This window comes from Candidatus Zixiibacteriota bacterium (genome assembly GCA_021159005.1).
Taxonomy (GTDB): domain Bacteria; phylum Zixibacteria; class MSB-5A5; order UBA10806; family 4484-95; genus JAGGSN01.
The window spans coordinates 1-12,042 of record JAGGSN010000168.1; the positions used below are offsets into that span (position 1 = coordinate 1).

A 12,042-nucleotide genomic window follows, 5' to 3' on the forward strand; every position below is an offset into this window, starting at 1 on the left:
TGTCACGGGTCGGGTTAAACTGTACCAGTTCGGGTCGGGTTAAAACCGGCCAATATTATTGTTAACTATTCTCATAATATGTTTTTTCTTGCTTTTAACAAGTCCTATTTAATTTCTTTATATTGTCAAACATTCTTTTTTTCTTCTCTTTTTTGTTTATTAGCCCTGTCTTTAAGCCGGTAACTTCTGCCGGTTATCTGGATTATCTCAGCTTTCTGCAGGATTCTGTCTAAGATAGCTGTGGCAGTCGGCACATCACCAATCAGTTTCCCCCATTCCTCCAAAGGTCGGTTTGATGTCATAATCGTGGAGCGCAGTTCGTGCCGGCGCATGATGATCTCAAAGAGATATTCGCCTGATTGTTTTGGCAGCTTTTTAATGCCCATATCATCGATAATCAGCAAATCAGGCATCAGATAACGTTTCATCATCTTGACACTATCGCCAAAGTTTTCCGCCTGTATCAGTTCGCTGATGGTATCGAAGATAGAGCGATACAACACGGCAAAGCCAACCTTTGCCGCCTGATGTCCGATTGCCTGAACCAGATGCGACTTACCTACGCCGGGAGGTCCTAAGATTAGCATGTCGGTCTTTTCTCTGATGAAACGGCCGGCAGCTAACTCCATAATCTGACGTCTCTTTATCGATGGATTAAAGCTGAAGTCGAAATCTTCAATGCTTTTGAGTTCACGGAAACCGGCTTTCTTAATTCTTCGCGCTATGGCTCGATCGCCTCTTATTGCCAGTTCGTCATTGACAAGAAGCTCTAAAAACTCCTGATGGTTAAGCTGATTGCCGGCAGCTTCGGTTAATCGAACCTCAAGAGTCGAGATCAGTCCCGAGAGACGCAGCTGCTTCAACTTGGATACAAGCTGTGGGTTCATATTTTATTCTCCTGCCTGTCTTTAATACCAAACGATACTTTCGGTATGTTTATAAACTTCTGATATTCAGATAATGGTCTGATGATAGGGTGATCATCATTGAAGGAAAGCTGTTCTAATTCTTTTGATCGACGCTGACAAAGTTCACGCAGCGGTCTCAGTCGAAAACAACCTGCCTCAAGCGCTGTTTGACTGACCTGGTTGATAACCTTAGCTGGATGTTTCTTAGATAGGGATAAAAAGCCCTGCAGAACACGAACACCTTCAATGCCGCGCGCTTTTAACATCTGGGTAGCCCATTGACCGGCTTGATTGCCTATACGTATAGCTCTGCCAAGCATATACTCAGCTCCCCGTTCAACAGATGATATCTTTTCAGCGGCGAGATGTTTTCGGTCGGTGTGGAACTTCCCCGGCTGAACTCGGGCATGTATCGCTATCTGGCGTGACTGCTCATCATAAATACGCACCAAGTGACCATCCCAGCGTACCCACACCTCGCGGCCAAGATACTCCGGCGGTGTCGAATAGTAGGCATTAGCAACTCCAATATGACCATCGCGGTTGACCTTGCGTTTGCCTTCACTGTAAAAAGGAAAGCGTTCCGGGTTGACCGGTAAAAGAGTTGGTTGTTCAACTTCCCTGAATACTTTAGCAACTTGCTTCCGGGTTGTGCCATGGATACGGGTATCAGCCACCCGTCGTTCCCAGTGAGCTAAAAACTGGTTAAGCTCTGGTAAGCTGTTAAATGAACGCCCCTTCAGAGCATTGTTCTTGACATACTTGACACCGCTTTCAACTTTTCCCTTATGACGCGGTGTATATGGCTTGGTTGGCAAAAACACAACATTGTAATGCCGGGCAAACTCGATTATCTTCGGGTTGAGTTCCGGATCATACCAGTCAGCTTTCTGCACCGCCGCCTTGAGATTGTCGATGACAAGCGTTTGAGGGACACCGCCAAAAGCGTGAAAGGCATTCTCCAACACCCTGATGAAGTTCTCAGTACTTTGTTTAAAGACCGCTTCACTGTAGCCCTTACGGGAATTACTCAGGATAACACGCAGAACATGAGCCCACCTATTTTTACCATCCTTAACAATCCAGGCACCTGAACCGAAATCTACCTGAGCCTCTTCACCAGGACCACATTCCATCCTGCGAAACGGCAAAGGTGTACTGCTGCCAAGCCGACAAAGGTAACGCTTAACCGAACTGTAGGAACCATCAAACCCATGTTCATCAACTAAATCCTGCCAGATCCGCTGACCGGACAGATTCTGATCCAACTTTTTCTGGATGATCTCTTCAAACGGCCGGCAAAGACTCGGCGGCCCTAAACATCGATCAGGCAACCTGTAACCTAACGCAGACCCGAGGGTCGCATTGGCCGGTTTTGAATGATCATCCGCATTAGACCCGGGGGTCGGATTGGCCGGTTTTGAATCGGAAATCTTCCGTAACCGGTCATAACGAGCTACTGTATCACGATGTACGCCAAGCTCGCGAGCAATCCGGCGATAACGCCAGCCCTGCTCTAATAATCCTATAATCGCATGAACCATAACCATTTTGAGCTGATTTGCCATATCTTCTCCTCCTTCTCAGAAAGAGTATACGACAAATTCTGCCTCCTTAAAATGGCCGGTTTTAAAGCGAACCTAACTGGCTGGTTTTGCCCGACCTATGACACTCGCCTAAGGTAAATAATTCCTTTTCCATATAAACGCAAACCGTATCGCCTATATGGTCTATAGTGTGAAACCTGTAGTCTATATTATCCAGTTTGAGGTTATGGTGTTCAAAATGATCTTCTTCATTATTGAAATCTGAATTCCTTAACTCCTGATATTGTTTTTGATAAATTTCAATGGTTTGGGGATCTATTGATCCGATCTTTTTATTGAGATAATTTTTGGAAAGCAATCTAATATCAAAGTTTACCGGGAACCAAGCAGTATAATGTTGTTCTGTCTCTGCCAAGTAATATGGTTTGTTATTAATTTTGATAATCATAATTATTTTGACACTTTTGTGTCTGGTTTTATGTTAGTTTTAAAATTATTCCACTTACCAAGCTTATATGCTTTCAAAAGGTGAGCTGGCAACGGTCTCTTCCACCCGTGTTTTTCGGCTAGGTAGCGAATTACCCGCGGATTCGCGTATAATTTTTCCGCCGCTTTATTTCTTCCATGCTTAATAAATGCTTGCATTATTTTTTCCAAGGAATGTCTGGTCAGGAGTTCATAAACCTCTGTGTCAGTCCTGATTTTTCTAATTTTGGGATAATTTGGTCTTTTAAATAACAATACTTAATTGCCTCTGGTTTTATTGGTTTTTTTCTCTCTTCTGGCAGTTACCCACCATTACGCTTCGATAATAAGCTCTCGCTAACTTCAAAATCCACTTGTCGGAGCTCATTTAGAAATTTGCTGCCATCTTCGGGTTCGTATTTCGGCAGATTCTCAATATCAAGCCTTGGGTTGCCTTCGGGTATTTTTTTCAGTTTCAGCTTTATATTTAGCTGGTTTAGGAATTTCTTTCGTTTCATGTCATTATCCTCTGCTTGTAGCCACAGTGCCCATTTCTGTGCCCATTAAAATTCAATGTATGGGCACCGTAACCTGTTATTTATCTTCGCCATAGAGCGTCGTGCCCAAAATGGCTGTAAATTATTAGGAATTCTATTATTTTTTTACTATTTTACTTACCCTAAATAAAAAAATTGCTAAATAATCAAAAGCCACTTGGACACTTTGGTCACTCCCTTGTCTTCTATAAACTTACAAGGATTTCTTATGGGCAGAATTTTGGCCACTTTGGGCACTGACCTTAGCCCGATTTAACTCATTTTTAAATTTAGTGGTTATTTCATAACAGTATTCTCTTTTTTCGCTTACCTGTTTTCTAATAGGTTTGCCAGTCAGGTATTTCCGTTTTTTTAGGTTCTTTATTATTCGGTTGTAGTGTGATGTTGTATAAATATCATTCCTGAAATACCGTATTGGAATATAGTTTTCCTCAATGAAATCCGAATAATCGCCACCGCCATCTTCCGAATAATCCAATACAAGTTTCTGAAGACATCTGTCAGTATCCGCTTCTAAATCAGTAACGTTATCTTCAAACAAGGCTTTTTCGGCATCTGTAATAGGTGCCTTAATGCTGTACCTGTAGCCGATGTTATTGAGGTTGTCAAAAACGGAGCGTATCTCTGTTCGGATGTAATAACCCAATCGCTTTAGTATTTTATCCTGAATTTTCGGATCCATGGGTGGTGCTATTTCGGGAAATTCAAATACGAAGAACTGATTGTTGTACTCATCCTTTGGTTGCTCCTCCCGGGACACATACAAAGGTATATTCTCATTAGTCAGGAGGATAATATTCATATTGTTGCGAACTTTATAAGGGTCTTTGAACTTCTTGTTAACCGTAGCATACTTCTGACCAGTGTATTTTTTCAAAGTCTTGTACTGCGACATTTTCGAAGATTCGTTTTCCTCGACAATCAACAGCTTCTTCTCAACCTCATAAGTGAAACTCTCCTCATGCCCCTGCCATTCACAGGTAAGAGGATGATAGATCTCGCCCAGGATCTCAGCGAATGTAGACTTACCGTTACCGCGCGATCCCTTAAATATTAGAGTTGGCAACTTCTGATAGTTGGTGTAGCAAAATACTGCCAGGTACTCTTTGATGAATTGCTTGTACTGCCCGAATCTGTCTTCTAAATATCCTTCGATAAAGTCGTTATCTTTCTCAACTATTGGTAAAGGCGCATGATGAACTTCAATTATCCCACTATCAAGGTTAAGTCTGTAATATGACTCTTCAGCTTGAATATCTCCTACATAATCTATACGGCTAAGGTGGCTGATATGCTTACTGTTGACCAGATAATCAAAGGCTTTGGTTTTTTCGTTGGGAGAATAATTTGTATCTGTTAAAATATGAAATTTACTCTTGCCGATCTTTTCAATATAGAATTCTTCGTTTACTAAACCAAGCTCAAATACATCAGTACCATAAGACCAGTAGGGATTACACCTGATAGGTAAATCAAGTTTCTCCATCCAAAAAGTCTGATTACAAGTAGAGCAACGTATAAACCAATTCTTGCTCGTCTTGGAATATTCAATAAATGCTGAGGGTGTGTTATCCTGATGAAATGGGCAGTATATCTGAGTTTTTCTCTTCACTGATAATGGATCAAGAATATCATCCTTGCATGTTAATATTTCCAGGTGTCTATCCCAAACTGCCCCATGTCTAATAACATCAAAATTGTCCCCCTGAAAATTAGAAGATACAATAGCATTATCAGGCGAGCCAAAAATAAATCTCGCTTTATCACTAACAGAAGGATCACTTTCAGGAATAAGAATTTTAACTATATGTTCACCAATACTGGCGTATGTCTTTTTACTATAGACTCTGTGATTGAAGAATACAAGAATGTGGAACTTATGCTTGTGAGTAGTGTGGCTTTTACTGGTGATTAAAAAATAATTTAGGTTATGCGATTTCAGGCTGGCTTCAGCATCCGATATTTTTAACCCTTCGTCCACGTCAATAATGAAGCCATTACTGTATAGAAATTTTGTTCCGTCCCTGTTTCCATCTTTCCATTTTATCAATGAGTAGTTGTGTTTTTTAAGCGTTGGTTCGAAATCCCCAAATTGGATTTCTTTACTGTTAAATTTCACGCTTTTACTGGCATCATACTCCTTTGGTGCCAGCGATAATTCTATTGAGCTATTTAGATTCTTTCGCTGCTGCTGTGTTGTCATCATTATTTGTTGGTTGTATATTTGTGTTGTTGTACATCATAGTTTTCAAATTTCTAATAGCTTGACCATAAGCTAAAGGCAATACACTCGTATTACCCTGATAGTAATCATTTGCCAGTTCATTGATTCCAATACCTTCAAATAAAAATGTTGATTTGTTATTTTCTCTGACATGTCCTGTTAACGGCTTTTGTTTTGTGATTAAAAATGCCGCCAAATAGAAATCGTTTGTAGTGATTGTAGAATTCATAAGCTGTTTTTTGGTTTCGCCAGACTCCTTAACAGGAGCTTGGCTTGTTGTTAATATTGATAAAACCGATCAGCCTTGCTGATCAGAGTATCCAATGATTGGATGTTTTAAATTGGATGGCTTAATTATTTGTTCGTATACTTTAAGATACGGAAATTACGTGCCCGTGTCAATTTTATTTTCCTGCCTCCGATAATAAACTGTATACCAATATTAGTTAACGCTATCCATCTCACATAAGTAGCAACGCAAAAATAATTTTCACAATCGTTATCTTTTAATACCATAAACCGAAAACTGTTACGGAAAACAATGACAAACTTTAAAAGCCGGACGTTTTTCAGGTATTAGATATGTGTGAATTTAGTTATAGATATGGCGGCAGCAACTCTGCCGCCTTTTATTTTGCCCCATGAGATATTTTTCAACTTGACTAATGAGATAAAATATTCAATCTTTAGCTTATGACTTATTTGGTTAAAAATGTATACATTGACCAGCCTGTTCAAAACGAAAATTGTACAGAACAACACATTTTACGGACTACAATTCAATATGATCAAGAAATTGATTTCCCTTTTATTTTGGGGAAAACTACGAGTATTTTTTCGAAAAACCCTGTCGGTAATAATCAAGGTATATGTAAAGCAAGGATAATCGAACATCTATTCGTAACTGAAACAGGTTTTTTTAAACAGGTTATTAATATTGGTGAATTTGGTTGGTATTTCGTAGCACTCCCGTATGGAATGATATTTAAAAGTCTATTATATGAACCTATAGATTTAGATATTGATCTTTATATTCGCGACAACAAGAACCTTTATAAGAACTTAAAAAATCACAATAACAAAATAGATCCTTTTGAACGCGGTCTGCTATTTAGCTTTTACAACCCCACAAGCATAAGTACAATCTCAATAAAAGGTCAAATTATTAAGGACACCCGTGACATATATTCTAAATTAAAAGCTAACCCTATTGATCTTGAGTTGCGAGAGTACTATCTGAAACGATGCCTTGCAAAGGCTGCGACAACGGAACCATATACAGAACCAGCTTCAAACTTGATGAATATGGATGAGGCCTCCACTTATCTGGGTATAAGCGTCTCTACATTGTACAACTGGATTAGTGGTGATAATTTCGAGGTTATAAAAGTCGGCGGAAAAAATAAATTCAGAAAGTCAGACTTGGAACAATATTTAGAAAATCAGACCAAGAAACCAAAAACAGGAAGGAGAAGAGGGAAACGCTAGCGAAATCACCTGTGCCAGATTTGTGCCAGAAAGGCATCAAAAACGGGTGAAAATGAGTGAAATTGAAGGAAATCGTAACACCAAGCAAATCACCGTAAGACACTGTCCTGTAATGTAATATGTTGGTAATTAAGGGTATCTAATAATGGAGCCGGCGAGGCTCGAACTCGCGACCTTTTGACTGCCAGTCAAACGTTCTCCCAACTGAACTACGGCCCCATTTCTACAATAGGTTTTATTAATATATATTTTAGATTGCCTGTGTCAAGGGGTTTATGGCTTGAAAAATTGCCAAGAAACGCTTAGCAGCCAGAATGACTCTGTAATTTATTAACAACCTGATTCGACTTTGACTAAGATTACCGCTCTACTGCGGCTTGAATAAATAGCTCCCTACTTTTTGTCCTTAAATTGTCATATCGGAAAACCTATTTTATTTGGCTATTAAATCATTTTTAAATGATGAGAGCTTTCCTTTAATTTGCCATATCCTCAATTTCAAGTCATCACGCGATTCAAGAAGGTCATCCATATCCTCATTTAAATAGCGCAATTCTCTCGAATTAATTGTTATAGGCTCATGACGCAACATAACTTTCAATGGTGATATTCCGGGGAATTTCTTAATAACCTCGGAGTCAGAATCATTAAATCAATAGTTGTAAAACCTTTTTCAGCGCGAGTTACCTTAAGAGGATAATATAGAAAGTCTGTTTTGAATTGATATTGAATAGCATCATTAGTCTTGGGCGTTTCATCTAATGAAACCACATCAAAAACAAACCATTTAAATCATTCATTGATATACTCATCCATAACAAATTTTAAGCCATCGGGAATTCTCGGATTATCAACCCCCTCAGAAACGAGATATTTCTTAACCCATTCTATAAAACCATTATTATTAATAACGTGCGATACTAAAATATCGTGAGCCCCGATTTTCTCATGAAAGGTTGCTTCACCGGCAGGAGATATATCTTTGCCATGATTTCTACCCATGCTACGGTAGTATGCTTCGGATAATTTTCTGTTTATCAAAGCTGTCGCTTTTCTAAATACGTCCACATCGCCTTTTTTGACTTCGGGTTCTGATGGCAGCGGCATTACCCCTCAAGGATTTTCGTTGTCGCAGATGCTCTTAAATCTGTTGACAGCAGCAGGATTTCTTCCGAGCCATTCCAGGCAATCATCGCCCGCTGGTTGGGTTCAAAAATTTCGATTCTGCTATCGAAAGGAATTGAACCTCGATCTGCATAAGTTGTTTGTGTGCCGAAAGCAATCAATAAACAGCAAATCCCTGAAACCAAAGGGAAGATTAACATCTCCTTGTCTTTCTTTAGAATACCCCAAGATGCTTGCATTGATGTCCATGTATAGAATACTCTGCCTAACATTTAATCTCCGATAGTTTTACTTTTACTCCGCCGCCCAGCCTTCCGGAAAACCAAACATCGATTCCGACTCAGTCGCCTCTTTCAGTATCATGCGCGAAATTACCAAACGCTGAACCTCGGAGGTGCCCTCGCCTATCTCATCAAGCTTGACATCACGCCACATTCGCTCGACCGGGAATTTATCGGTCAGGCCAATCTCGCCAAGGATGCCAATTGCTGACCAGCAAACATAAGTGCCAGCCTCAGAGGCGAAAAGCTTAGCCATCGCCGATTCTTTCGAGAACCGCTGGCCGGAATCTTTTAACACCGCCGAATGATAAACCAAATGACGCGCCGCCTGAATCTGGGTCGCCATATCAGCCAATTTAAAACCTATCCCCTGCTGATAACCAATCGGTTTGCCAGCCTGTTTTTTTAGTGCGGCATATTTGACAGCTACATCATAAGCGCCCTGCGCTAAACCTAATGCCATCGCCGCAATAGAGACTCTGCCGCCATCAAGGGTAATCATAAACTGCTTGAATCCGTGTCCCTCTTCGCCGACAAGGTCTTCATCGGGAATAAAGACATCATCAAAATGAAGGAAGCGTGTATCGGAGCCGCGCAGTCCCAGCTTGTTTTCTTTCTTGCCGCTGGAAAATCCCTCAGTACCATGTTTGACTATAAATGATGAGATACTCTTAGAGCCGGGTTCCTTAGAGGTGCGCGCCGTAAATACAGCCGTACTACAGATTCCGCCACAGGTAATCCAGCATTTAGTGCCGTTGACTTTATAGCCGCCGTCAACTTTGGCAGCGAAAGTTTTAGTGCCACCGGCATCAGAGCCCGCCCCCGGCTCGGTTAGGCCGAATGCCGCCAGCTTGCCGCCGGAGGTTATTTCCGGCAGGTATTTTTGTTTCTGCTGTTCCGTGCCAAATTTATATATCGGGTAATTGCCAAGCGAATTGTGCGCCGCGACAGTAATGCCTGTCGAACCGCACACACGGGAAAGCTCTTCCACCGCAATAGCATACGTTAACGTATCAGTATAGCTTCCGCCATACTTCTTATCGACCTGCATCCCCAGCAAACCCATTTCAGTAAGCTTGGGTATGATATGATCAGGGAACACCTGCTCACGGTCAACCCGCGTAGCATAAGAATTAACTTCGCTTTCGGCGAATTCCCGGATTTTCAGTCTATATTTTTCATGTTCCGGAGTTGTCCACATATTTTATCCTATAATTTAAACTATTGGTTTAACTAATTTACGCAATGTAATGATATATTGCATAATAGCAAATAATTATTTAATATTATTATTGTCCTTTCTTGCCCAGGTTCCTGTATATGACCATCCGCTGAACTTCCGATGTACCCTCGTAAATCTCGGTTACTCGAGCATCACGGAAATAACGCTCCACTGCATACTCCTTGACATAGCCATAGCCGCCATGAATCTGCACCGCCTGATTGGCGACAAAGTTAGCAGTCTCCGAGGCAGACAGTTTAGCCATTGAGCAATACTTTGAGGCGCGTCCTTTGTCTTTCATTACCGCCGCTTTATGGATAAGCAGTCTGGAGGCTTCAATCTTCAACGCCATATCCGAAAGCTTAAATTGGATAGCCTGAAAATTGGCAATCGGTCGTCCGAACTGCTCGCGTTCATGAGCATATTTATAAGCCTCCTCATAGGCGGCTTGAGCAATACCTATAGCTTGGGCGGCGATGCCTACTCTGCCATTATCGAGCAGACTTAAGGCGATTTTAAAACCCTTATTCTTTTCGCCGATAAGGTTTTCTTTGGGAACTTTGCAATCGATAAATGAAACCTCGCGCGTATCGGATGCCTTAAGTCCCATCTTTCTTTCTTTAGCGCCAATATTCAAACCATCAGTACCGGCATCGATAATAAAACATGATATACCCTTGGAGCCGGCTTCTTTATCGGTTAAGACAAATGCTATAAATACTTTTGCAAAACCGGCAGAGGTTATAAAAGACTTGGAGCCGTTTAGAACATAGCCGTCATCGGTTTCGACTGCAGTAGTTTTAAGCGAACCGGCATCGGTGCCGGAATTAGGTTCGGTCAGGCAATAGGCGCCGATATATTCGCCTGATGCCATTTTCTCGAGGTACTTATCTTTTAGATAATCGGAGCCAAACTCATAAAGCGCCCGACAGCAAAGCGAATCATGCACAGAAAGCCCGACCATAACAGCCGCCGACCCTCTGGCAAGCTCCTCCATGGCGCAGGCATAAGACAATGTATCGAGTTCTAAACCGCCGTATTTTTCGGGCAATAGCATCCCGAAATAACCCAGCTCAGCTAACTCAGCATATATCTCTTGAGGAACCTTCTCTTCCTCATCCATTTTTTCGGCGATAGGCATCAGCTTTTTCTCGGCGAACTCGCGAGCCGCCTCCGCCATCAGTTTTTGGTCTTCACCAAGTTCAAAATCCATAAATCACACCTTTTATTTTTGTTTATAATCGTAAAATCCCTTGCCGGTTTTACGGCCTAAATAGCCGGCTTGCACCATCTTTCTCAGAAGCGGGCAGGGACGGTATTTGGGATCGTTATAGCCTTCAAATAATACTTCCATAATCGCTAAGCAAACATCCAAGCCGATAAAATCTGCCAACCAAAGCGGGCCCATCGGATGGTTCATACCAAGCTTCATAACAGTGTCGATAGCCTCGGCATCGGCGACTCCCTCCATCAAGCAGTAAACCGCCTCGTTAATCATAGGCATCAATAAGCGGTTGGCTATAAAGCCGGGATAGTCGTTGACCTCAACAGGCGTTTTGCCGAGCTTCTCGCAGGTCTCTTTGATAACAGCATAAATTTCATCAGAGGTGGCCAGACCGCGAATTATCTCTACTAATTTCATCATAGGCACGGGGTTCATAAAGTGCATGCCGATAACCTTGTCGGGTCTTTTTGTGCAGGCTGCTATGGCTGTAATCGGCAATGATGACGTATTGGATGCCAGTATCGCATCGGGTTTGCAGATGTTGTCGAGTTTCTGGAAAACCTCCTTTTTAGCAGACATCTCCTCGAAAACAGCCTCAATTATGAGATCAGCATTAGCGGCATCATCGATATTAGTTGATGGCTTTATTTTGCTCATGGTTTCCGAGATTTTTTCGAGAGTGATTACGCCTTTTTTTGCCTGACGGTCGAGGTTTTTCTTGATTGTTGCCAAGGCTCTATCCAGAAATTCCTGTTTGGTGTCAATCATGAGTACATCGAAACCATTTTGGGCGAAAACGTGGGTTATGCCGTTGCCCATTGTGCCGCATCCGATAACGGCAATGTTTTTTATATTCACAATACCTCCGATTCTATAAATTTAAAACTGACAATCATCATTTCAATAGGTCAACCCGTTGATATTAAGAGAAATATTTCACAAACATCGGTGGATAAGATAAGCTATTATTTTTAGAATGTAAAGCACAAATAGAGATTTT

General features: G+C 41.4%; 13 protein-coding genes and 1 tRNA gene. 1 reads left to right on the forward strand and 13 read right to left on the reverse strand.

Annotated elements, in window-relative coordinates:
• Positions 1 to 125 precede the first annotated feature (125 nt).
• The 6 genes from istB to J7K40_10745 all read right to left on the reverse strand — a co-directional run bounded on the left by istB (position 126) and on the right by J7K40_10745 (position 5,930).
• Positions 126 to 887, reverse strand: coding sequence for an IS21-like element helper ATPase IstB (gene istB, locus J7K40_10720; protein MCD6162872.1), 762 nt, complete (start codon positions 885 to 887; stop codon positions 126 to 128).
• Positions 884 to 2,476 carry an IS21 family transposase gene (gene istA, locus J7K40_10725; protein ID MCD6162873.1) on the reverse strand — a complete coding sequence of 531 codons (1,593 nt, stop codon included), beginning with the start codon at positions 2,474 to 2,476 and terminating at the stop codon, positions 884 to 886. Before istA ends, istB begins: the two co-directional genes overlap by 4 nt.
• A 61-nt stretch (positions 2,477 to 2,537) precedes the next feature.
• Complete coding sequence (locus J7K40_10730; protein MCD6162874.1) at positions 2,538 to 2,903, reverse strand: hypothetical protein; 366 nt, start codon at positions 2,901 to 2,903, stop codon at positions 2,538 to 2,540.
• A 340-nt stretch (positions 2,904 to 3,243) separates the two neighbouring features.
• Positions 3,244 to 3,438, reverse strand: coding sequence for a hypothetical protein (locus tag J7K40_10735; GenBank protein MCD6162875.1), 195 nt, complete (start codon positions 3,436 to 3,438; stop codon positions 3,244 to 3,246).
• A 232-nt stretch (positions 3,439 to 3,670) separates the two neighbouring features.
• Entirely contained in the window at positions 3,671 to 5,683 is a 2,013-nt protein-coding gene (locus tag J7K40_10740; protein MCD6162876.1) for a hypothetical protein, read from the reverse strand.
• Positions 5,646 to 5,930 (reverse strand): hypothetical protein, encoded by a 285-nt coding sequence (locus J7K40_10745; GenBank protein MCD6162877.1) that lies wholly within the window; start codon positions 5,928 to 5,930, stop codon positions 5,646 to 5,648. The genes J7K40_10740 and J7K40_10745 overlap by 38 nt, the downstream gene beginning before the upstream one ends.
• Positions 5,931 to 6,394: 464 nt before the next feature.
• On the opposite strand from J7K40_10745, the gene J7K40_10750 reads away from it, so the two are divergent.
• Positions 6,395 to 7,189 carry a helix-turn-helix domain-containing protein gene (locus tag J7K40_10750; protein ID MCD6162878.1) on the forward strand — a complete coding sequence of 265 codons (795 nt, stop codon included), beginning with the start codon at positions 6,395 to 6,397 and terminating at the stop codon, positions 7,187 to 7,189.
• Between the two features lie 146 nt (positions 7,190 to 7,335).
• On the opposite strand, the gene J7K40_10755 is transcribed toward J7K40_10750, so the two are convergent.
• The 7 genes from J7K40_10755 to J7K40_10785 form a co-directional block, all read right to left on the reverse strand.
• Positions 7,336 to 7,408: transfer RNA gene (locus J7K40_10755), tRNA-Ala, on the reverse strand.
• A 214-nt stretch (positions 7,409 to 7,622) separates the two neighbouring features.
• Positions 7,623 to 7,790 (reverse strand): hypothetical protein, encoded by a 168-nt coding sequence (locus J7K40_10760; protein MCD6162879.1) that lies wholly within the window; start codon positions 7,788 to 7,790, stop codon positions 7,623 to 7,625.
• 191 nt (positions 7,791 to 7,981) lie between these two features.
• Entirely contained in the window at positions 7,982 to 8,296 is a 315-nt protein-coding gene (locus J7K40_10765; protein MCD6162880.1) for a hypothetical protein, read from the reverse strand.
• A complete protein-coding gene (locus J7K40_10770) occupies positions 8,296 to 8,586 on the reverse strand; it encodes a hypothetical protein (protein MCD6162881.1) in 291 nt (96 codons plus the stop codon). Before J7K40_10770 ends, J7K40_10765 begins: the two co-directional genes overlap by 1 nt.
• Positions 8,587 to 8,608: 22 nt before the next feature.
• Positions 8,609 to 9,796, reverse strand: coding sequence for an acyl-CoA dehydrogenase family protein (locus J7K40_10775; GenBank protein ID MCD6162882.1), 1,188 nt, complete (start codon positions 9,794 to 9,796; stop codon positions 8,609 to 8,611).
• Positions 9,797 to 9,884: 88 nt separating this feature from the next.
• Positions 9,885 to 11,030 carry an acyl-CoA dehydrogenase family protein gene (locus J7K40_10780; GenBank protein ID MCD6162883.1) on the reverse strand — a complete coding sequence of 382 codons (1,146 nt, stop codon included), beginning with the start codon at positions 11,028 to 11,030 and terminating at the stop codon, positions 9,885 to 9,887.
• Between the two features lie 12 nt (positions 11,031 to 11,042).
• Entirely contained in the window at positions 11,043 to 11,900 is an 858-nt protein-coding gene (locus J7K40_10785) for a 3-hydroxybutyryl-CoA dehydrogenase (protein ID MCD6162884.1), read from the reverse strand.
• Between the last annotated feature and the right edge of the window lie 142 nt (positions 11,901 to 12,042).

What these genes read in the sequence shown, in the direction of transcription:
- istB (MCD6162872.1), bottom strand. Translation starts at nt 887, where the DNA reads ATGAACCCACAGCTTGTATCCAAGTTGAAGCAGCTGCGTCTCTCGGGA.
- istA (MCD6162873.1), bottom strand. Translation starts at nt 2,476, where the DNA reads ATGGCAAATCAGCTCAAAATGGTTATGGTTCATGCGATTATAGGATTA.
- J7K40_10730 (MCD6162874.1), bottom strand. Translation starts at nt 2,903, where the DNA reads ATGATTATCAAAATTAATAACAAACCATATTACTTGGCAGAGACAGAA.
- J7K40_10735 (MCD6162875.1), bottom strand. Translation starts at nt 3,438, where the DNA reads ATGAAACGAAAGAAATTCCTAAACCAGCTAAATATAAAGCTGAAACTG.
- J7K40_10740 (MCD6162876.1), bottom strand. Translation starts at nt 5,683, where the DNA reads ATGATGACAACACAGCAGCAGCGAAAGAATCTAAATAGCTCAATAGAA.
- J7K40_10745 (MCD6162877.1), bottom strand. Translation starts at nt 5,930, where the DNA reads ATGAATTCTACAATCACTACAAACGATTTCTATTTGGCGGCATTTTTA.
- J7K40_10750 (MCD6162878.1), top strand. Translation starts at nt 6,395, where the DNA reads ATGACTTATTTGGTTAAAAATGTATACATTGACCAGCCTGTTCAAAAC.
- J7K40_10765 (MCD6162880.1), bottom strand. Translation starts at nt 8,296, where the DNA reads ATGCCGCTGCCATCAGAACCCGAAGTCAAAAAAGGCGATGTGGACGTA.
- J7K40_10770 (MCD6162881.1), bottom strand. Translation starts at nt 8,586, where the DNA reads ATGTTAGGCAGAGTATTCTATACATGGACATCAATGCAAGCATCTTGG.
- J7K40_10775 (MCD6162882.1), bottom strand. Translation starts at nt 9,796, where the DNA reads ATGTGGACAACTCCGGAACATGAAAAATATAGACTGAAAATCCGGGAA.
- J7K40_10780 (MCD6162883.1), bottom strand. Translation starts at nt 11,030, where the DNA reads ATGGATTTTGAACTTGGTGAAGACCAAAAACTGATGGCGGAGGCGGCT.